Source organism: Kocuria sp. 2SI, assembly GCF_005502825.1.
GTDB lineage: Bacteria > Actinomycetota > Actinomycetes > Actinomycetales > Micrococcaceae > Kocuria > Kocuria palustris.
Window position 1 is genome coordinate 1 of sequence record NZ_SCNB01000008.1, and the last position, 20,586, is coordinate 20,586.

The following is a 20,586-nucleotide window of genomic DNA, read 5'->3' on the forward strand; positions in this document are numbered from 1 at the left end:
CAGACCCCCCGACCGTCCAGTGATAGGCTCGAACCCCGTGGTGAACGCTCAGAATGCCGCCGCAACGGCTGGCGATACGCAGACAGAGACCTCCGGCTCCACCGGCAAGGTCACCCGGCAGATCTTCGTGACGGGCGGTGTGGTCTCGTCCCTGGGCAAGGGGCTGACGGCCTCCTCGCTCGGGATGATCCTCAAGGCCCGCGGCCTCAAGGTCACGATGCAGAAGCTCGATCCCTACCTCAACGTGGATCCGGGCACCATGAACCCGTTCCAGCACGGCGAGGTCTTCGTGACCGACGACGGTGCCGAGACCGACCTGGACATCGGGCACTACGAGCGCTTCCTCGACGAGGACCTCGACGCCTCCTCCAACGTGACCACCGGCCAGGTGTACTCCTCCGTGATCGCCAAGGAGCGCCGCGGCGAGTACCTGGGCCAGACCGTGCAGGTCATCCCGCACATCACGGACGAGCTCAAGGCGCGCATGCGCTGGCACGCCGATCACGTGCCGGAGGGCGAGGAGGCCCCGGACGTGATCATCACCGAGATCGGCGGCACCGTGGGCGACATCGAGTCGCAGCCGTTCATCGAGGCCGCCCGCCAGGTCCGCCGCGACATCGGCCGACGCAACGTCTTCTACCTGCACGTGTCGCTGATCCCGTACATCGGCCCGGCCAAGGAGCTGAAGACCAAGCCCACCCAGCACTCGGTGGCTGCGCTGCGCAACCTCGGCATCCAGCCCGACGGCCTGGTGCTGCGCTGCGATCGCGACCTGCCGGACTCCATGCGGGCCAAGATCGCCGACGCCTGCGACGTCGACATCGACTCCGTGATCTCCTGCGCCGATGCCCCGAGCATCTACGACATCCCCAAGACCCTGCACGGCCAGGACCTGGACGGCTCCATCCTCGACTACTTCGGGATGGAGCGCACCGAGGCCGACTTCTCGCACTGGAACAAGCTGCTCAGCGCCGTCCACGAGCCCAAGCACTACCTGACGATCGGGCTGGTCGGGAAGTACATCGACCTGCCGGACGCCTACCTGTCGGTCTCCGAGGCGCTGCGCGCCGGCGGCTTCGCCAACGACGCCCGCGTGAAGATCAAGTGGGTGGCCTCGGACCTGTGCCAGACCCCCGAGGGCGCAGCGCGGGAGCTCGGCGACGTCGACGCCATCTGCGTGCCCGGCGGCTTCGGAATCCGCGGCCTGGAGGGCAAGCTCGGCGCGCTGACCTACGCGCGCACCACGGGCCTGCCCACCCTGGGCCTGTGCCTGGGCCTGCAGTCGATGGTCATCGAGTACGCCCGCTCCGTCGTGGGCCTGCACGACGCCTCCTCGACCGAGTTCGACCCGGACACGGCCACTCCCGTGATCGCCACGATGGCCGAGCAGGAGCAGTTCGTGGAGGGCGCCGGCGATCTGGGCGGCACCATGCGACTGGGCCTGTACCCGGCCAGGCTCACGGAGGGCTCGGTCGTGGCCGAGGCCTACGGCGCCACCGAGGTCCAGGAGCGCCACCGCCACCGCTACGAGGTCGGCAACGAGTACCGCGATCAGCTCACCGAGGCCGGTCTGGTCATCTCGGGCACCTCGCCCGACGGCACCCTGGTCGAGTTCGTGGAGCTGCCGCGGGAGACTCACCCGTACTACGTCTCCACGCAGGCCCACCCGGAGCTGCTCTCGCGTCCCACCAAGGCCCACCCGCTGTTCGCCGGGCTGGTCAAGGCCGGTCTGGAGCGCCAGGCCTCCCGCACGGACGAGTCCCAGGAGCGCTGAGCCGCATGGAGTTCGTGGAGCTAGGAGCAGGCGAGCTGACGGATCGCGTGGATCCGCGGCGCGTCCTGGCTTCCGAGACGGTCTACGAGGGCCGGATCTGGGACGTCGTCTCGGAGCAGGTGGAGCTCTCCGAGGGCGGCCCCCGGATGACCCGCGACTTCATCACCCACCCCGGTGCTGTGGCGATCCTGGCGCTGGACGATCAGGATCGCGTCCTGCTCATCCGCCAGTACCGCCACCCCGTGGGGATGACGCAGTGGGAGATCCCCGCAGGCATCCTCGATGTGGAGGGCGAGCACCCGGCCAAGGCCGCCGCTCGCGAGCTGGGGGAGGAGGCGGACCTGTCCGCCGGGCGCCTCGACACCCTGGTCGAGTTCCACAACAGCCCCGGCTCCTCAGCGGAGTCTCTGCGGATCTACCTGGCCCGCGAGCTCACCACCCTGGAGCAGGAGTTCGAGCGCGAGGACGAGGAGTCCGAGATCGTGGCCACCTGGGTCCCGCTCGACGACGCCGTGGCGGCCGTGCTCGACGGCAGCCTGCACAACCCCAACCTGGTCACCGGCGTGCTGGCCGCCCACGCCTCGCGCGCCGCGGGCTGGTCCTCGCTGCGCCCGGCCGATGCCGCGTGGCCTGCCCATCCCGGGCTGCGCGGCACCGACGGGCTGACTCCCGCGACCATCACGCCGCCGGACGCCCGCTGACGCGTCGGCCTCGGCATCCAGGTGTCTCCGGTGTCCCGCGCGTCCCGACCGCCCGCTGAATCCTCTGCTGCTTCGTCAGCGGTGCAGCGGGCGGTCGAGCGCTATCTGCAGCACCTTGCCGTGGAGCGGGGGCTGGCCGCCAACACGCTGAGCGCCTATCGACGGGATCTGGCGCGCTACGTCCGATTCCTGACGGAGGTCGGCGACGGCGCGCAGGCACCACCGGTCGGTGATCCGCGGGAGATCACGGTCGCCCATGTCACCGGCTTCGTGCGCTGGCTGCAGCGCCCGGCACCGCCGAAGGAGGCGGCCGACGGCGGTGCTGACGGCGCGGGGCTGAGCGCTCGCAGCGCCGCCCGGGTCGTGGTGGCGGTGCGCGGTGCGCATCGCTTCTGGCTGCTCGAGGATCTCACCGAGCACGATCCCGCCGCCCAGGTCCCGCCGCCCACGCCGGGGATGCGGCTGCCCAAGGCGATCTCCGCCGAGCGGATCACGCGGCTGCTCGAGGCGCCGGATCCGTCCACGCCTGCCGGGCTGCGCGATCGGGCGCTGCTCGAGGTCCTCTACTCCACGGGGGCGCGCGCCTCCGAGGTCATCGGCCTGGACGTCGACGACCTGTCGGCGGCGCTGAGGTCGGGGGAGCAGTCGTCGGGGCTGCCGTTCCTGCGGCTGTTCGGCAAGGGATCGAAGCAGCGGATGGTGCCGCTGGGCCGACCGGCCGTGGCGGCGCTGGACGCGTGGATGGTGCGCGGGCGGCCGGAGCTGGCGGCCAAGGGCAAGGCCGATGCCGCGGTCTTCCTCAATCAGCGCGGCGGGCGGATCTCACGTCAGACGGTGTGGAACACGGTGACCCAGGCCGCCGACGGCTCCGGGCTGAGCGCCGAGGGCGTGGAGGTCAGCCCTCACACGCTGCGCCATTCATTCGCCACGCACCTGCTCGAGGGAGGAGCGGACCTGCGGGTGGTCCAGGAGCTGCTGGGGCATGCGTCGGTGACGACCACGCAGGTCTACACGCTGGTCACCGCAGACTCCCTGCGCGAGGTCTGGGCCATGGCCCACCCGCGCGCCCACTGACGTAACGAGCGCGAGCGCGTAAGAAGCCCCGGGCGCGTGCAAGGCAGAGGCGACACCGGGGCGTTCTAGGCCAGGATAGCATCAAGTCGTGACTGACGATGCCGCCCTTCCTGACATCCGCTCGGCCGTCTCCGAGCCGCGATTCGCACCGTACCTGCGCGAGGCCGGCGACGACGTGGAAGCAGCCCTCAAGCTGTACAAGTGGAGCGCTGAGATGTCGTCCGCTGCGTACGAGCTCATCGCCCATGTCGAGGTGTTCATGCGCAATGCCATCGACCTGGCTTTGGCGCAGCGATACCAGGATGAGGAGTGCGGCATTCCCTGGTTCCTGCGTGAGCCGCCTCTCGATGCCGAAGCGATGCGACGCGTGGCAGAGGTGCGTGAGCGCTTGCGCGCTCAGAATCGCGAGTCACGGCACCAGATCCTCGCCGGCCTGTCGTTCGGCTTCTGGGCTGGGATGCTCGGTTCCAAATACGAAGAAGAGTGGCGGGTGTCTCTCCGCCATGCCTTTCCCGGCGGCGACGGGACGCGCAAGCAAGCAGTCCTACTCGTCGACGCCATCCGCAAGTTCCGCAATCGCCTGGCCCACCACGATTCGATACTCGGACTCGACATCCCCTTCGAGTTGCAACGCGTCCACGCACTGGCGGCGCTCCTGGGAAACGAAAAGGCTGAATGGCTGCGGGCAACGGACCGCGCAACCAGAGTCTATGGCGATCGGCCGGTGACGAGGGTCGACACGGTCGTCGTCGCAGCGAGGCACGCATGGCCTCTCTATGAGCAGGAGCGAGCCTACGTATGCCAGGCGGGACGCTGGTTCCGACCTGTGAGGCGTCTTGCCTTCTACGCGGACCAGGAGATCAAGACAGATGTGCCCTTGATCCGTCATCGTCGGGACAACGTGGAGTGGACTGAGGAGCACGCGAAAGAGCTTGAGGCAGGCGATAGGGACGATCGCAAGATCGCCAGGGTCATCCGTGCGTCGCGGCGCATGGAATGGACGGCGGGCGTTTATCAGGTCTTTCTGCTGACGCGTCCCCAGGACCCGAATCACCGGGAGCTGCCCGGCGTTCTTCCCCATCGAGCAACCGGCCGGGGTTCCGCTTTCACACAGCGTCAGCGCTATGTTTCGCTTCACGCGCTGGAGACCGCCACGACTACGGATGACCTGGTCTGAGCCGGTCGCGGTACGTGCTTCAGCACGTTCGCCTGGTGGCAGCTCATTGCGGCTTCGCTGCCTGATAAGTGCAGCAGACCCGATGATCAGTCTGCGCACCAGCGCCTCCGGGTACGCGGAGGCGGCCTCAGACTGCCACCGCAGACCGGCGTGGGACAGCCCAGCGCATGCCGGAGGACGAGACCGCCGGCTGGAAGAGCCGGCCTGCGGGTGGTCCAGGAGCTGCTGGGGCATGCGTCGGTGACGACCACGCAGGTCTACACGCTGGTCACCGCAGACTCCCTGCGCGAAGTCTGGGCCATGGCCCACCCGCGCGCCCGCTGAGGCTGCGCATCCCGCTGGTGGCACCGACCAGCAGCAGGGCAAGGGCGGCACCAATGCCCGTCTCCACGACGCGATCGCCGATGAGTTCGCGGGCGGGGGTGGCGACTACGAAGCTCGTCATCATCAGCGCCACCGGCGTGAGGAACACCAGGGCCAGGCTGTAGTGGCGGACCGCGTACAGCTCATTGGCGAACTGCAGCGCCGCCAGCAGCAGGGCCAGCCCCAGCGGGCTCCAGTCGACCTGCAGGAGCGCTCCGGTCAGGGCCACGCCGGCGAAGGTCCCGATGATGCTGTGCACGACCCGGTTCGCGGCTCCGGCGAGATCCGCCGCGGCGATCGGAGCCGTCGCCGCCAGGATCGCCCAGTGTTGATGGCCCTGGCCGCTGGCGATGGCCACCGAGCCTGCCGCACCGACGGCGACGGCGTAGCGTGAGGCCCGCGCCAGCGCCTCCGGCCAGTCCACCCGCTCGGGCTGCGGCCTGGGAGCACGGGTGGTGGAGCCGGGGGAGGAGCGCCTCGAGAGGAAGCCCAGGGCCACGATGGTGGCCGCGCTCCCCCCAGCCGCCAGCGCCGACTCCCACAGCTGGCCCTGCTCGGGCACCCCGGCGGTGGTGGTGAAGGCGTACAGGAAGAAGAAGGGTCCCGCTGGGCGCAGCTGCAGCCGGTCCGAGACGACGGACAGCACGGCGGCCTCGACGACGGCTGCGAACGTCACAGCCCAGGGGCCGAGCCCGGCGCTGGCCGAGGCCGCCCCGGCGATGACGCTGCCGCTCATGAGCGCCCCTGCGATCGCCAGGTGCTGGAAGCGCAGGCGCGGTGCATCCGCGCGTCCGAACACACCCGTGAGCGATCCGAAGATCACGTGCACGCACAGATCCAGTCGCCCGAGCAGGACGACGGCCAGAAGGGGCAGCGCGATGCCGATCCCGACGCGCGCGGCAGGCCCGCGGTGACCGCGCCCGGAGGGGACATGGAGGAAGTCCTGGAGGTGGCTCTTCACGATCACGCGAAGGAGCGGACCATGAAGATCTCGGCGCAGCGGGTGCCGTCGCCGATGCCGCGCAGCAGGTCCTCGAGCACTTCCCTCGCGGGTGGGTCGGTCCAGCCGAGGGCTGCGCCGTCGCTGACGAGGCCGCCGATCATGCGGGTGAGGGACTCCAGCACCGGGTCGGTCAGGTCGTCGGCGGTGGCGCGGTGCAGTTCGAGCATGACGAAGAGTCTACGAAGATCCGGACGGCGTCCCGTCGCCGTGTTCTGTGGGAGCCGGAGGCGAGGCGCTGTCGTCGGGTCCCGACGAGCAAGTCCTCGGACGCACCGGGCCCCGCCGATCGCTGGGGATCGGCGGGGCCCGGTCGGGACGGATCGAGGATCAGTCCAGGTGGCGCTCGTCGGGGCCGTTGTAGGCCGACAGCGGACGGATCAGCGAGTTCGCGGCACGCTGCTCCATGATGTGCGCGGTCCAGCCGGTGAGGCGGGCGCACACGAACAGCGGGGTGAACGTGGGAATGTCGAAGCCCATGAGCCAGTACGTGGGCCCGGCCGGGTAGTCCAGGTTGGGCTTGATCTGCTTGGCCTCGTCCATGGACCGGGCCAGGCCGTTGTAGAGGCCCAGGATCTCGCGGCGGTCGTAGTGATCGAGCATGCGGAACAGGGCGTCCTGCATGGTCGGCACGCGCGAGTCGCCGTTCTTGTACACGCGGTGGCCGAAGCCCATGACCTTCTTCTTCTCGGCCAGGGCCTGGTCCATCCACTCCTTGGCCCGCTTCTCGGCGTCTTCCTCCGACTCGTCGTTGCGGATGCCGAGCTCCTGGAAGGTGTGCATGACGGCCTCGTTGGCGCCGCCGTGCAGCGGGCCCTTGAGCGCGCCGACCGCACCGACCACGGCGCTGTGCAGGTCCGCCAGCGTGGAGGTGATCACGCGCGCCGTGAAGGTCGAGGCGTTGAAGGAGTGCTCGGCGTACAGGATCATCGACACGTTGAAGGCGTCGACGACCTCCGGATCGGCCTCCTCGCCGAAGGCCATCCACAGCAGGTTCTCGCTGTAGCTGAGGTCATCGCGGGCGGAGATCGGGCCCTTGCCGTGGCGGCGGCGCTGGTCGTAGCAGACCACCGCGGGCATGGCCGCGAACAGCGCCTTGGACTTCTCCAGCTCCGCCTCGGGGGAGGCGTCCTCGGCCTTGGGGTGCTGGGCGCCCAGGACGGAGACCGCGGTGCGGCACACGTCCATGGGGTGGCAGTCCGTGGGCAGGGCGTCGATCACGGCCTTGAGCTCGGGGCTCAGGTCGCGGTGCGCCCGCTCGAACTCCTCGAACTCCGTCAGCTCCTGCGCGGTGGGCAGCTCGCCGTTCCACAGCAGCAGCGCGACCTCCTCGATCGTGCGCGAGGCCGCCAGCTCCTGGACGGGATAGCCGCGGTAGAGCAGGGAGTTGGACTCGGGGTTGACCTTCGAGACCGCCGTGACGTCGGCGACGACGCCGGCCAGGCCCTTGTGGACCTCGGGCTCCTGGGTGGACTGATCTGCAGTGCTCATCACTTGCCTCCTGGTACGTCGAATGCGAAGACCTGGCTGTCGAACTGGTTGTAGCCGTCGTAGTCGACGGTCTCGTACAGACGCGCTCGCGTCTGCATCTGGGGCACAGCGGCCTGCTGGGTGCCGTCCTGCCGGATGGTGTCGAGCAGGCGCTCGACCGCACCCATGGCTGCGCGCTGTGCGGAGACGGGGTAGATGACCATGGAGACCCCGGCGTCCTGCAGCTGCTGGACCGTGAACAGCTCGGACTTGCCGAACTCCGTCATGTTCGCCAGCATCGGCACGTCGAGTGCTGCGGCGACGGCCTCGAACTCGGAGAGGTCCTTCATCGCCTCCGGGAAGATCGCGTCCGCACCGGCCTCGACCAGCGCCTGGGCACGCTCGATCGTGGCCTCGAGGGTGTCCACTGCGCGGATGTCGGTGCGGGCCATGAGCACGAAATCCGGATCGCGCCGTGCCTTGGCGGCGGCCTGCAGTCTCTGCACGGCGGTGTCCTGGTCCACGACGGCCTTGCCGTCCAGGTGCCCGCAGCGCTTGGGGTTGACCTGGTCCTCCAGGTGGCACCCGGACAGCCCGGCGTTCTCGAGCTCCTGGATGGTGCGGGCTACGTTCATGGCCTCGCCGAACCCGGTGTCGGCGTCGATCAGGGTGGGCAGGTCCGTGGTGCGGGCGATCTGCCCGCCGCGGGTCGCCACCTCGGTGAGCGTGGTCAGCCCGATGTCCGGAAGGCCGAGTTCGTTGGCCAGGACGCCGCCGGAGATGTAGACGCCGTCGAAGCCCTTCTCCTGGATCATCGACGTGGCCAGCGGCGTGAACGTGCCGGGGAACTGGACGCAGCGGTCCTCGGCGAGCAGCTCGCGGAAGCGCTTGCGCTTCTGCTGGGCGGTGACGTGGGAGTACAGCATCAGAAGATCCCCTCGGGTCCGGTGGCCAGGTCGACGGAGGCCAGGATGTTCAGCGCGCCGAGATCGCCCGCCTCCAGGCTGGGCAGCTCCTCGGCCGCCTGGATGAAGCGCTCGAGCTCGGATTCCGCCACGACGCCCTCGGCCAGCGAGCGAAGCTTGGTCAGGTACTGCTCGCGGGCGAACGGACGGGCGCCGAGCGGGTGGGCGTCCGCCACGGCGATCTCCTCGACGATCCGGGTGCCGTCGGTGAGGGTGATCTCCGCACGGCCGCCGAAGGCCTTCTCGGAGATGTCCAGGGAGTGGTAGCGGCGGGTCCACTCCGGATCCTCCTGCGTGGTGACCTTGTTCCACAGGGCGACCGTCTCCGGACGGCCCGCGCGCTCCGGGGCGTAGGAGGCCGAGTGGTTCCATTCGCCGTCCTGCAGCGCCACGGTGAAGATGTACGGGATCGAGTGATCCAGGGTCTCGCGAGAGGCCTTGGGGTCGTACTTCTGCGGATCGTTGGCGCCGGAGCCGATGACGTAGTGGGTGTGGTGCGACGTGTGCAGCACGATCGAGTCGACGTTGTCCGCGTTCGTGATCTCCGGGTGCTCGGAGTGCAGGCGCCGCGCCAGGTCGATCCAGGCCTGGGCCTGGTACTCGGCGGAGTGCTCCTTGGTATAGGTGTCCAGGATGGCGCGCTTGGCCTCGCTCGGGCCCGGCAGCGGGACCTCGTAGGAGGCGTCCTTGCCGTCCAGCAGCCAGGCGATCACGCCGTCCTCGCCCTCCCAGATGGGAGTGGGGGAAGTCTGCCCGCGCATGGCGCGATCGACGGCCTCCACGGCCATCTTGCCGGCGAAGGCCGGGGCGTGGGCCTTCCAGGTGGAGATCTCGCCCTTGCGGGACTGGCGGGTGGCCGTGGTGGTGTGCAGGGCCTGGCCGATCGCGTGGAAGATCACGGACGGGTCCAGGTGCAGCAGCGTGCCGATGCCGGCTGCCGCGGAGGGGCCCAGGTGGGCCACGTGGTCGATCTTGTGGGCGTGCAGGCAGATGGCCTTGGTCAGATCGACCTGGATCTCGTAGCCGGTGGCGATGCCGCGGACCAGGTCCGCGCCGCTGGCGCCGGTGTGCTGGGCCACCGCGAGGATCGGCGGGATGTTGTCGCCGGGGTGGGAGTACTCGGCGGCCAGGAAGGTGTCGTGGAAGTCGAGCTCGCGCACGGCCACGCCGTTGGCCCAGGCAGCCCACTCGGGGGAGACCGCGGTGGCCGAGTCCACGCCGAAGACCTGCGCGCCGCGGGCGTCCGAGGCCGGGCGGTGGCGCAGGGCCTGGTCGCGGGCCGAGACGATGGGGGCGCGGTTGATCGAGGCCATGGCGACCGAGGCGTTGTCCAGCACGCGGTTGATCACCATGTCGGTGACCTCGGGGGAGACCTCCACCGGGTCGGCGGCGACCTCGGCGATCTTCCAGGCCAGCTGCTCCTCGCGGGGCAGCTGCGCCGATGACGGGTGGACCTTCACGGTGTGGTTGACGGTCATGACGTCCTCTCTGATGCGGTGGTTTCGGTCTTCTCGAGGGCTGCGCTCAGGGCCTGGTGCAGGTGCAGGCGCACGGCGGCCTCGGCCAGCTGCTCGGAGCCGGAGGCGATGGCCCGGGCGATCGCGGCGTGCTCCTGGGCGGCGCTGACCAGCCGGGACGGGTCGTGGGACGAGAGCCGGCGCACCCGGATGAGCTGGGTGCGCACGGTCTCCAGGGCGGTGACGAGCCAGGGGTTGGCCGCGGCGTCGTCGATCATCTGGTCCATGCGGGCGACGAGCTCGTAGTACTCGTCCGGGATGGGGTCTTGGTCCAGCTGGATCGAGATGCCCTGCAGCTGCTCGGCCAGATGCACGAAGTCGCCCGGCGTGCAGCGCACCGCCGCCAGGCGAGCGGCCTTGACCTCGAGGGCCTCGCGGAGCTCGAACAGCGGCTCGATGTCCGCGGCGCTGATCCGGCTGACCGCCGTGCCGCGGCCTCCGATCTGCTCGGCCAGGCCGTCGGCGGCCAGCAGGCCCAGGGCCTCGCGCACCGGCGTGCGGGAGGTCCCGAAGCGCTCGGAGAGCTCGACTTCCCCCAGGGGTGCCCCGGGGGTGAGATCTCCGTTGAGGATCTCCGTGCGCAGCTGGAGGTGCACGCGCTGACCTGCTCGCATGGTGCTCCTCTCCGCCCGGGGGGCTCGGTGGGCGCCCGACGTGCTCGCGGCGCCTGCTGTGTATACACACCCTGCCACGGACTGTGGTTCCTGTCACGCCGCCGAGCAGGCGATGGGCATCAATGTATACACAGGGGTGGTGCTGAGTGAGCTGAGTCACTACTGTGGCGGACATGGAACCGGGCGGGGCCCGGCGGCGGCGCACCGCGTGCATCGCCTGCGCGGCGCCCCGGACCGGACCGGCCCACGAGCCACGCACAGCACGGACAAGGAGCATCCATGAGCCAGCACAGCGCGGACCAGCCCCGCCCCACCACAACCGCCGAGCGCACGCTGCCCGGCGACGGCACCTACTCCGGGGCGTGGCGGCGCAGCGTCGAGGATCGGGAGGGCTTCTGGCTGGAGGCAGCCCAGGGCATCGACTGGATGACGCCGCCCAGCCGGGCGCTGGATGGTTCCGGCGACCCGATCTTCCGCTGGTTCCCGGAGGCCACGCTCAACACGTGCGCCAATGCGGTGGACCGCCACGTCGCGGCCGGTCGCGGGGATCAGGCGGCCATCATCTACGACTCCGCCGTGCTCGAGTGGCAGGAGACGATCACCTATGCCCAGCTGCAGGACCGGGTGGCGCAGGCCGCCGGGGCCCTGCGGGAGCTGGGCGTGCAGAAGGGCGATCGGGTGCTCATCTACCTCCCGATGATCCCGGAGGCGCTGATCTCCATGCTGGCCTGCGCCCGGCTGGGCGCGGTGCACTCGGTGGTCTTCGGCGGCTTCGCCCCGCGCGAGCTCGCCGTGCGGATCGACGACTGCGCCCCGCGCGCCGTCATCACGGCCTCCGGCGGAGTGGAGCCCAAGCGACGCATCGAGTACCTGCCCTCCGTGGAGGAGGCGGTGCAGATGGCCGAGCATAAGCCGTCTGCGGTGCTGGTGGTCGGGCGTGAGGGCTTCGAGCACGACGTCGCGGGCATGCGCGAGCGCGCGGCCGTCGACGGCCTGGAGTGGGTGGACTGGCAGGAGGCGGTCGAGGCCGCCGAGCCTGCCGAGCCGGTCGAGGTCGCTGCCACCGATCCGCTCTACATCCTCTACACCTCCGGCACGACCGGCAGCCCCAAGGGCGTCGTGCGGGACAACGGCGGCCACGCCGTGGCGCTGAGCTGGTCCATGGCCAACATCTACGACATCGGCCCCGGCGAGGTCATGTGCACCGCCTCGGACGTGGGCTGGGTCGTGGGCCACTCCTACATCGTCTACGCGCCGCTGCTGGCCGGGGCCACGACCGTGCTCTACGAGGGCAAGCCGGTGGGCACCCCGGATGCCGGTGCGTTCTGGCGGCTGGTGGCCGAGCACCGCGTGAAGGCCTTCTTCACCGCCCCCACCGCGCTGCGGGCCATCCGCAGGCAGGACCCCGAGGGCGAGCTGGTGGCCGAGCACGACCTGTCGAGCCTGGACACGCTGTTCGTGGCCGGCGAGCGCCTGGACCCGGAGACCTGGAGCTGGGCGGGCAGGGCGCTGGATATCCCCGTGGTCGATCACTGGTGGCAGACCGAGACCGGCTGGGCCATCACCGGCAACCCGGTGGGCCTGGAGCGGCTGCCGCTGAAGTCCGGCTCCTCCACGGTGCCGATCCCGGGCTACGAGATCGAGATCCTGGATCCGCTGGGCGAGCCGGTGCCACAGGGGGAGGAGGGCAACATCGCCGTGCGCCTGCCGCTGCCGCCGGGCACGCTGGCCACCCTGTGGGGCAGCGACGACCGCTTCCGCAGCGCCTACCTGGAGGCCTTCCCCGGGTACTACGTCACGGGCGACTCCGGGCGGATCGACGAGGACGGCTACGTCTTCGTGATGGGCCGCACCGACGATGTCATCAACGTCTCCGGACACCGGCTCTCCACCGGTGCGCTCGAGCAGGCCCTGGCCCAGCACCCCGCGGTGGCCGAGTGCGCCGTGATCGGCGTGGCCGATGAGCTCAAGGGCCAGCGCCCGTGCGGATACGTGGTGGTCAAGCAGGGCATCGAGACCTCGCAGGAGCAGCTCAGCGAGGAGCTCGTGCAGCTCGTGCGCCGGGAGATCGGCGCGGTCGCCGACCTCAAGCAGATCGCGGTGGTCGAGGCTCTGCCCAAGACCCGCTCCGGGAAGATCCTGCGCAAGACCATGCGCCAGATGGCCGATGGCCAGGAGGCGCCGGTGCCCTCGACCATCGAGGATCCGGCCGTGCTGGAGGCGCTGGAGCCCGTGCTGCGGGGCCGGTGAGTGCGCGGCGGGGCGATCCTGCCGGGCGGATCGCCCCGCCGCTGTCAGTCGCGCGGAGCCGTGCGCTGAGCGCGCAGCTCGCGCTTGAGCAGCTTGCCGGACTGGTTGCGCGGCAGCTCGGCCACGCACTCCACGTGCTTGGGCACCTTGTAGTCGGCCAGGCGCTCGCGGGCGTGCCGGCGGACCGTCTCCGCGGTGAGCTGCTGGTCGGGATGCACTACGATCACCGCCGTGATGGCCTCGCCCCAGCGCTCGTCGGGCGGCATGGCCACCAGCGGCCGGTCCTCGGCGCAGAGGTCCAGGGCGATGATGGCCGAGAGGTATTCGGCGACCAGCGCCCGGTGGGTCATCATGGCGCCCCTGGGGGCCGAGGTGGTCCCGGAGGTGTAGAGCACCTGCGCCAGGTCCTCCGGCGCGATCTCGACCGACGGCGCCTCCTCGCCGAGGGAGGCCTCCGAAGCCGTCTCGAGCACCGAGGCCTCCCGCTGCTCGTCGGCGGGCAGCAGGGGCCACACGGCCAGCGCCTCCGCGCCGCGCTCGCGGGTCAGATCGGCTGCCGTTTCCTCGGCCAGGCCCAGCAGGGCGGGATCCGCGGCGATCAGGGCGACGTCCGCATCGCGCAGGATGTGGCGCAGCTCCTCGCCCTTGAGGGCGAAGTTCACCGGCACGTGCACCGCGGCCATGGACGCGCAGGCCAGGAAGAGGATCGCGAAGGCGTCGTAGTTCGCGCCGAAGGCGGCAACCCGATCGCCCGGTGAGATCCCGGATCGTGTCTCCGGCCGGGGGCTGCCCGAGGGGAGGGGTGATGCACTCCGGGGCCGTGGTGCCGTCCATGCTGAAGTCCTCCCTCGGTGCGGCCTGCCGCACGCCCTCGAGGTGGTGTGCGCCACCGGCTATCCGGGCGTGCGATCGACCACCAGGGAGTCTTCGCTCCTTCGGTGCCACGGGTGCCGTCGAACGGGGCCCTCAATCGCCGCAGGACCGATACTCCATCTCGGGTCGGCCCACCGTGCCGCGGCGTGCCCGGCGCTGTGCGCGGTCGACCTCGGTCAGGTGCTCCAGATAGCGCCGAGCCGTCACGCGGGAGATGCCCGTCCGCGCCGCGACCTCGGCCGCCGACTGCCACGGCAGTGCCGCCAGCTCCTGGGCCACGCGCTCCAGCGTCTCAGGGGACAGGCCCTTGGGGCTGCCCGAGGCTGCGAATGGCCGAAGCCCATCGAGTGCTCGATCGATCGCCTCCTGATCGAGCGGCTGCTCTCCCCGCAGACTGGTGCGGTACTGCTGATAGGCGGCCAGGCGATGCAGCAGCTGCTCGCGGGTGAAGGGCTTCACGAGGTAGCCGACGACTCCGAGCGAGGCAGCTGCTCGAACCGTCTCCACATCCCTGTGGGCTGTCACCGCGAGGATGTCCACGTCCTCTCCGGCGGCGCGCAGCCGGCGTGCGACGTCGATGCCGGTGGCGTCGGGGAGATTCACATCCAGCAGCAGAAGGTCCGCGGGGCGGCCTTCGCGACGCAGCGAACTCACGGCTCGCAGGGCTTCTGCGGCTGTGGCCGCACTGCCCGCCGCCTCGAATCCCGGTACCTGCTGAACGAACCGCAGGTGCGCGTCCCGGGTCAGCGGCTCGTCTTCCACGACGACCACCCGCAGCTCTCTGCTCATGATCGAACCTCCTTCGAGACCAGGGGGAAGCTGAGCACGAAGGCCGTGCCGCCGTCGTCGATCACCTCGATCGCACCGCGATGGCGGTGGACGATCTCGCTCACGAGTGCAAGTCCCACACCGTGGCCGCCCACGGTGTCCGAATACTTCGTGGAGGCGCCGCGCTGGAAGATCCGCTCCCGCACCGACGCCTCGATGCCCGGCCCCGAATCCGCGACGCTGAGGATCGCGGCGCCGTCATCATCGTGCGCGATCTCGACTTCCACCAGCGGCCCTTCGGCACCGGATGCGGCGACGGCTGCTTCGATTGCGTTGTCGATGAGATTGCCCACGACGGTCACGGTCTCCGATGCACTCAGCGGAAGTCCGGGGGCTCCGTCCGCCACATGGACCTCCAGTCGGACTCCGCGCTCCTGGGCCGCGGAGGCCTTGCCCAGCAGCAGGGCCGTGAGCACGGGATCCTCGATCCCTGCCCCGACGTCCCCGGCCAGACTCAAGGTCCGCTGCTGATCCGCGGCGGCGAAGCGCCTCGCCTGCTCGGACTCGCCGAGCTCCAGCAGTGCGACGATCGTGTGCATCCGGTTCGCGTGCTCGTGGGTCTGCGAGCGCAGCGCCTGGGCCATCGTGGTGGTCGCACGCAGCTGGCCGGACAGCCGGGTGAGCTCGGTGTGATCGCGCAGGATCGCGACCATTCCGGTCGAGGGCTCCGACGCGCGCAGCAGGGAGACGATCAGGGTGCGCTCGCCGTGCATGATCCACTGCTCGCGGACCTCCTGCTGCCCGGTGAGCAGGTCCTGCAGCTGCGGGGGCAGACTCGCTTCCTCCAGGGGGATGCCTCGACGACGTCGCCGATCGGCCCATCGGTAGACAAGGCTGCGCCCGTCCGGCTGCTGGAGGGCTTCCAGGGCAGGCTCGGTCAGGCCCAGCAGCTCACGAGCTCGAGCGTTGGCGAGCATGAGTCTGCCGTCCTCGATCAGCAGAAGGCCCTGGGCCGCCTGCTCGAGCACGGCGTCCTGAACCGAGACGGCCTCGGCCAGCTCCTCCGGAGTCCGTCCCCCGGTGCGCTGGGAGAGGTAGCGGGCCAGGGGAAGATGGGCCGCAGCCCCGGCTGCGAGCAGCGCCAGCGCCATCCCGAGCAGCAACGGGGCCTCGGCCCAGACCTCGTCGGCGGTGTGCTCGACCAGCACCCCCGTGGAGACCAGAGCGACGATCTCTCCGTCCTCGTCGCGCACCGGCGCGGTGGTGCGGGCCGACAGGCCGAGCTGCCCCTGTTCCGTCGAGGTCCTGACCTGCCCGCTGCGCGCTTCCTCGATCGAGCCGCGGAATCGCTGCCCGATCATCTCCGGCCGAGGGTGGGTCCATCGGATGCCCTCTGGCGACATGATGGTGATCCAGTCGAGCTCGGTGCTGCGCACGAGGTCATCCGCCAGGGGCTGCAGCTGGGCGTGGGGGTCGTCAGCACCCGACTGCTCGATCACGAACGGATCGTCAGCCAGGGCTATGGACATGGTGCGGCTGATCTCGCGGGCTCGCTCGTCAGCATCCTGGGCGGCTCGGTGGATGAGCACGGCGCCGAAGACGGCTGCTAGGACAAGGACCAGCAGCAGCTGCAGGACCAGGATGCGGCGGGCCAGGGACATAGGAGCTCCTCGTGCGGATCGGGGTGTCCGGAAGTCTCCCACCTCGCTGACCGCTTGTGGTCCCGCTCACGACCACAACGACCACAACGAGACGTGCATCACAGATCCCGTCAAGCTGGTTGCGGCGCCGAGCGAGGCGCAGCACCGCCCACCGCCGGCATCGTCCGGCGTCGCATCGTTCAGGAGCAGCACATGGCAGCAGCCGAGCAGCCGGGCCCGACGTCGTCGACAGCGCCCCGGAAGAAGAAGGACCGCACGCACACCCTCTACATCGCCGTGATCATCGCTGTGGTCGCCGGTGCCGTCCTGGGACTGGTCGCTCCGGAGGTCGGAGTGGCGCTGAAGCCCGTCGGCACCGGGTTCATCGCGCTGATCAAGATGATGATCGCTCCGGTCATCTTCTGCACGATCGTGCTGGGCGTCGGCTCGATCGCCAAGGCGGCCACGGTCGGCAAGGTCGGGGGCATGGCTCTGGCCTACTTCATCGCCATGTCGACCTTCGCCCTGGCCATCGGCCTGGTGGTGGGCAACATCGTCCAGCCCGGCTCCGGCCTGGACATGAGCAACGCGACGTACGAGGTCCCCGCCGACGCTTCCCATGGCGCCGGTGCCGAGGAGGGGACCGTCGGGTTCCTCCTGGCGATCATCCCCACCACGCTGGTGTCATCGTTGACCTCCGGCAACATCCTGCAGACCCTGTTCGTCGCACTGCTCGTGGGCTTCGCGCTGCAGGCGATGGGAGAATCCGGTCGGCCCGTGCTCAAGGCGGTGACCTACATCCAGGCCGTCGTGTTCCGACTGCTGATGATGGTCATGTGGCTGGCACCGCTCGGCGCGTTCGGCGCGATCGCAGCCGTGGTGGGCGCCACCGGCGTGCAGGCCATCACGTCGATGCTGGTGCTGATGCTCGCGTTCTACATCACCTGCGCTCTTTTCATCATCGTGATCCTCGGCCTGATGCTGAAGATCGTGACCGGGGTGAACATCTTCTCGCTCATGAAGTACCTGGCCCGCGAGTACCTGCTGATCTTCTCGACCTCGTCGTCCGAGGCGGCACTGCCGCGGCTGATCGCCAAGATGGAGCACCTGGGTGTCTCCAAGCCGGTCGTGGGCGTCGTTGTGCCCACCGGCTACTCGTTCAATCTCGACGGCACGGCCATCTACCTGACCATGGGTGCCCTGTTCGTGGCCGATGCCATGGGCACTCCGCTGGCACTGGGCGAGCAGATCACCCTGCTGCTGTTCATGATCATCGCCTCGAAGGGCGCGGCCGGCGTCTCCGGTGCGGGCATCGCCACCCTGGCGGCCGGCCTGCAGTCGCACCGTCCTGATCTCGTCGACGGCGTGGGGCTGATCGTGGGCATCGACCGGTTCATGTCCGAGGCTCGTGCGCTGACCAACTTCTCCGGCAATGCCGTGGCCACGCTGGTGCTGGGCACCTGGGTCCGTGAGATCGACCGGGACCGGGTGAGCCAGGTGCTGTCCGGGAAGCTGCCCTTCGACGAGGCGCAGATGGCTGTGGACCCGCACGCCTCGCCGACCGCCCCCGAGCAGGCACTCGAGGGCCACGAGCAGTCGAAGCTCGCCTGAGGTTCCGGCAGGCACTGCATGCGCCGCCTGGCCCTTGCCGCGGAAGCGCTCGGCCAGGCGGCGCGTCCATGCAGGTCCCGCCCCGCGGCGGTAGGGTGACTGGCCAGAGAAGGCGGGCGCGCGTCGGCGCGGCTCGCACGCCGTCCCCAGACCAGGAGTGGTTCCCACAGTGAGCAGCAAGAACGAGGATCGGTTCCCCGAGCTCGGCGACGCCGAGACCGACAAGGTCGGCCCCACCGGGCGCCCGCTGCGTCGCTTCCCGAACCCGCCCGAGCTCGACTCGCATGGGCCGGCGCGGATCATCGCGATGGTCAACCAGAAGGGCGGCGTGGGCAAGACGACGTCGACCATCAACCTGGGCGCGGCCCTGGCCGAGACCGGGCGCAAGGTCCTCATGGTGGACTTCGATCCGCAGGGCGCGCTGTCGGCGGGCTTCGGCGCGAACCCCCACGAGCTCGACCAGACCATCTACAACGTGATGATGGAGCGCGGGGTCGACCCCTGGGACGTGATCCTGGAGACCGAGACCGAGGGCATCGACCTCATGCCCGCCAACATCGACCTCTCGGCCGCCGAGGTCCAGCTGGTCTCAGAGGTGGCCCGCGAGCAGGTCCTGGCCTCGGCGCTGCGCAAGGTCGAGGACCACTACGACGTCATCCTCATCGACTGCCAGCCCTCGCTCGGGCTGCTGACCGTCAACGCGCTGACCGCCGCCCACGGCGTGATCATCCCGCTGATCTGCGAGTTCTTCGCCCTGCGCGCGGTGGCCCTGCTGGTGGACTCGATCGAGAAGGTCCAGGACCGGCTGAACCCCAAGCTGCAGATCGACGGCGTCCTGGCCACCATGTTCGACTCCCGCACCCTGCATTCGCGCGAGGTGCTGGACCGGATCGTGGAGGCCTTCGGCGACAAGGTCTTCGACACCGTCATCAAGCGCACCGTGAAGTTCCCGGACGCCACGGTCGCCGCCGAGCCGATCACGTCGTTCGCGACCAACCACGCGGGCGCGGATGCCTACCGCCAGCTGGCCCGGGAGCTGATCTCGCGCGGCGGCGCTCCGTGATTCGCGCATGAGCGCACTCGTCCCGGAGATCGAGTCCTCGGGCCTGGCCGGGTCCGAGGGCGGCTTCGCGGTCGAGCTCGAGAACTTCGCCGGGCCGTTCGAGGTCCTGCTGGGGCTGATCGGCAAGCACGAGCTCGACATCACCACGGTCTCGCTGTCGATGGTCACCGACGAGTTCCTGGACTACGTCCGCGCCCTGCGCGAGACGAACTCGCTGGCGGCCCTGGACGCCGCCAGCGAGTTCCTGGTCGTGGCCGCCACGCTGCTGGATCTGAAGGCGGCCCGGCTGCTGCCGCGCGGCGAGGTCGACGACGAGGCCGACCTGGCCGTGCTGGAGGCCCGCGACCTCCTCTTCGCCCGGCTGCTGCAGTACAAGGCGTTCAAGGACATGTCCCGGCTCATGGCCCAGACCATGCGCACCGAGTCCGCCCGCCAGGCCCGCTCCGTGCCGCTGGAGCCGCAGTTCGCGAAGCTCATGCCCGAGCTGATCTGGCGCACCACCCCCGAGGAGTTCGCCCAGATCGCGATCCGGGCGCTCACGCCCAAGGAGGCCGCGCCCACCGAGGTCGGCGTGGATCACCTCCACGGCTCCGAGGTCACCGTGCGCGAGGAGGCCGATCAGCTGCGCCTGATGCTCGCCGACGGCCAGGAGCACGCCTTCGCCGAGCTGATCGCCGACGCCGAGACGGTGCTGGTGGTCGTCGTGCGCTTCCTGTCGGTCCTGGAGCTGTTCCGCGACCGCGCGATCGACGTCCGCCAGGACGAGCCGCTGGCCGATGTCTGGATCACCTGGACCGCCCCCGAGGACTGGAGCCCCGAGCGGCTCTCCGACGAGCACGACGTCCCCGCCCCGACCGATCCCGCCGCCGAGGGCCCCGCGGCACAAGGCACGGCCCCATGACTGAGCAGCACGAGCCCGCCCCCGACGGCAGCGCGGACGAGGCGGCCGCGTCGTCCCCGGCGCAGGAGATCTCCGCCGGCGTCGTCGACGTCGACACCCTGCCCGGGGGACTGGCCGCCGCGATCGAGGCCGTGCTCATGGTCGCCGAGCGCCCCGTCTCCGAGTTCGACCTGGCCGAGGTCCTCAGTCAGCCCGTCGACGAGATCCGCGCGACCCTGGATTCGCTGCGCGCCGAGTACGACGGCCTCACCGGCGATGACGACGACCCGGCCGTGCCGCGCGGTTTCGAGCTGCGGAAGGTGGGCGGGGGCTGGCGCTTCTACTCGCGCGCGGAGTTCGCCCCGGTGGTGCAGGCCTTCGTGCTCGAGGGACAGACCTCGCGGCTGTCGCAGGCCGCGATGGAGACCCTGGCCGTGATCGCCTATCGCCAGCCGGTCAGCCGGGCGCGCGTCTCGGCGATCCGCGGCGTGAACGTCGACGGCGTGGTGCGCACCCTGGTGGCCCGCGGGCTCGTGCAGGAGATGGAGCGCGATCCGCTGACCGGCGCGCTGCTCTACGGCACCACCCCGTATTTCCTGGAGAAGCTCGGCCTGGACTCGATCTCCGAGCTGCCGCAGATCTCGCCGTACCTGCCCGGCGTCGAGGACGTCGGCGACTACGACGGCTGAGCCGCCGCCCCTCGCGGCTGAGGGGTGTTGCCAAGCGGCGGGCTCCCTGCGCCGCGCGTGATCCCGGGTACTGCGCCGGCGGGTGCTCAGCGGATAGGATGGCCTGTCGTCCGCGCGGGAATCCCCGCACATCACGCCGACCGGCACAGCGGGACCC

Annotated in this window: 18 protein-coding genes and 1 pseudogene; 10 read left to right on the top strand and 9 right to left on the bottom strand. The window is 70.2% G+C overall.

What is annotated here, in order from left to right; all coding sequences use genetic code 11:
- Positions 1-19: 19 nt before the first annotated feature.
- From pyrG to FFS25_RS13745, 5 genes and pseudogenes are all read left to right on the top strand, one after another.
- Positions 20-1,774: a CTP synthase gene (gene pyrG / locus FFS25_RS06135; protein WP_137802262.1), complete on the top strand. Its 1,755-nt coding sequence runs from the start codon at positions 20-22 to the stop codon at positions 1,772-1,774.
- 5 nt (positions 1,775-1,779) lie between these two features.
- Positions 1,780-2,475 carry an NUDIX domain-containing protein gene (locus FFS25_RS06140; RefSeq protein WP_137802263.1) on the top strand — a complete coding sequence of 232 codons (696 nt, stop codon included), beginning with the start codon at positions 1,780-1,782 and terminating at the stop codon, positions 2,473-2,475.
- A gap of 81 nt (positions 2,476-2,556) precedes the next feature.
- Positions 2,557-3,549: a site-specific tyrosine recombinase XerD gene (locus FFS25_RS06145; protein WP_137802264.1), complete on the top strand. Its 993-nt coding sequence runs from the start codon at positions 2,557-2,559 to the stop codon at positions 3,547-3,549.
- An 88-nt stretch (positions 3,550-3,637) separates the two neighbouring features.
- Positions 3,638-4,726 carry a hypothetical protein gene (locus FFS25_RS06150; RefSeq protein WP_249933799.1) on the top strand — a complete coding sequence of 363 codons (1,089 nt, stop codon included), beginning with the start codon at positions 3,638-3,640 and terminating at the stop codon, positions 4,724-4,726.
- 192 nt (positions 4,727-4,918) lie between these two features.
- Positions 4,919-5,050, top strand: a pseudogene (locus FFS25_RS13745) (site-specific tyrosine recombinase XerD); the annotation flags it as partial.
- On the opposite strand, the gene FFS25_RS06160 reads toward FFS25_RS13745, so the two are convergent.
- From FFS25_RS06160 to FFS25_RS06185, 6 genes are all read right to left on the bottom strand, one after another.
- Positions 4,995-6,056, bottom strand: a complete 1,062-nt coding sequence (locus FFS25_RS06160; RefSeq protein WP_137802265.1) for an FUSC family protein — start codon at positions 6,054-6,056, stop codon at positions 4,995-4,997. The pseudogene FFS25_RS13745 and the gene FFS25_RS06160 sit on opposite strands and share 56 nt — an antisense overlap.
- On the bottom strand, positions 6,053-6,259 hold the full coding sequence (locus tag FFS25_RS06165) for a hypothetical protein (RefSeq protein WP_137802266.1): 207 nt from the start codon (positions 6,257-6,259) through the stop codon (positions 6,053-6,055). Before FFS25_RS06165 ends, FFS25_RS06160 begins: the two co-directional genes overlap by 4 nt.
- A gap of 160 nt (positions 6,260-6,419) precedes the next feature.
- On the bottom strand, positions 6,420-7,580 hold the full coding sequence (locus tag FFS25_RS06170) for a bifunctional 2-methylcitrate synthase/citrate synthase (RefSeq protein ID WP_137802267.1): 1,161 nt from the start codon (positions 7,578-7,580) through the stop codon (positions 6,420-6,422).
- A complete protein-coding gene (gene prpB, locus FFS25_RS06175; protein WP_137802268.1) occupies positions 7,580-8,485 on the bottom strand; it encodes a methylisocitrate lyase in 906 nt (301 codons plus the stop codon). Before prpB ends, FFS25_RS06170 begins: the two co-directional genes overlap by 1 nt.
- On the bottom strand, positions 8,485-10,002 hold the full coding sequence (locus tag FFS25_RS06180; RefSeq protein WP_137802269.1) for an MmgE/PrpD family protein: 1,518 nt from the start codon (positions 10,000-10,002) through the stop codon (positions 8,485-8,487). Before FFS25_RS06180 ends, prpB begins: the two co-directional genes overlap by 1 nt.
- Positions 9,999-10,655, bottom strand: a complete 657-nt coding sequence (locus tag FFS25_RS06185) for a GntR family transcriptional regulator (RefSeq protein WP_137802270.1) — start codon at positions 10,653-10,655, stop codon at positions 9,999-10,001. The genes FFS25_RS06180 and FFS25_RS06185 overlap by 4 nt, the downstream gene beginning before the upstream one ends.
- 279 nt (positions 10,656-10,934) lie before the next feature.
- Here FFS25_RS06185 and FFS25_RS06190 point away from each other — a divergent pair, with 279 nt between their 5' ends.
- Complete coding sequence (locus tag FFS25_RS06190; protein ID WP_137802271.1) at positions 10,935-12,905, top strand: acetate--CoA ligase; 1,971 nt, start codon at positions 10,935-10,937, stop codon at positions 12,903-12,905.
- Positions 12,906-12,949: 44 nt separating this feature from the next.
- Here FFS25_RS06190 and FFS25_RS06195 read toward each other — a convergent pair whose 3' ends face one another.
- The 3 genes from FFS25_RS06195 to FFS25_RS06205 form a co-directional block, all read right to left on the bottom strand.
- Positions 12,950-13,795 carry an AMP-binding protein gene (locus tag FFS25_RS06195; RefSeq protein ID WP_137802272.1) on the bottom strand — a complete coding sequence of 282 codons (846 nt, stop codon included), beginning with the start codon at positions 13,793-13,795 and terminating at the stop codon, positions 12,950-12,952.
- Positions 13,796-13,871: 76 nt separating this feature from the next.
- Positions 13,872-14,567 carry a response regulator gene (locus FFS25_RS06200; RefSeq protein ID WP_053447573.1) on the bottom strand — a complete coding sequence of 232 codons (696 nt, stop codon included), beginning with the start codon at positions 14,565-14,567 and terminating at the stop codon, positions 13,872-13,874.
- The gene (locus FFS25_RS06205) at positions 14,564-16,207 is read right to left on the bottom strand and encodes a sensor histidine kinase (protein WP_137802273.1); all 1,644 of its coding nucleotides are present in this window, start codon (positions 16,205-16,207) and stop codon (positions 14,564-14,566) included. The genes FFS25_RS06200 and FFS25_RS06205 overlap by 4 nt, the downstream gene beginning before the upstream one ends.
- A 192-nt stretch (positions 16,208-16,399) precedes the next feature.
- Between FFS25_RS06205 and FFS25_RS06210 the strand changes: the two genes are divergently transcribed.
- The 4 genes from FFS25_RS06210 to scpB all read left to right on the top strand — a co-directional run bounded on the left by FFS25_RS06210 (position 16,400) and on the right by scpB (position 20,429).
- Entirely contained in the window at positions 16,400-17,797 is a 1,398-nt protein-coding gene (locus FFS25_RS06210; protein ID WP_024290219.1) for a cation:dicarboxylate symporter family transporter, read from the top strand.
- 169 nt (positions 17,798-17,966) lie between these two features.
- Positions 17,967-18,860: a ParA family protein gene (locus tag FFS25_RS06215; RefSeq protein ID WP_137802274.1), complete on the top strand. Its 894-nt coding sequence runs from the start codon at positions 17,967-17,969 to the stop codon at positions 18,858-18,860.
- A 7-nt stretch (positions 18,861-18,867) separates the two neighbouring features.
- On the top strand, positions 18,868-19,761 hold the full coding sequence (locus FFS25_RS06220; RefSeq protein ID WP_137802275.1) for a segregation and condensation protein A: 894 nt from the start codon (positions 18,868-18,870) through the stop codon (positions 19,759-19,761).
- Positions 19,758-20,429, top strand: a complete 672-nt coding sequence (scpB, locus tag FFS25_RS06225) for an SMC-Scp complex subunit ScpB (protein ID WP_137802276.1) — start codon at positions 19,758-19,760, stop codon at positions 20,427-20,429. The genes FFS25_RS06220 and scpB overlap by 4 nt, the downstream gene beginning before the upstream one ends.
- Positions 20,430-20,586 lie beyond the last annotated feature (157 nt).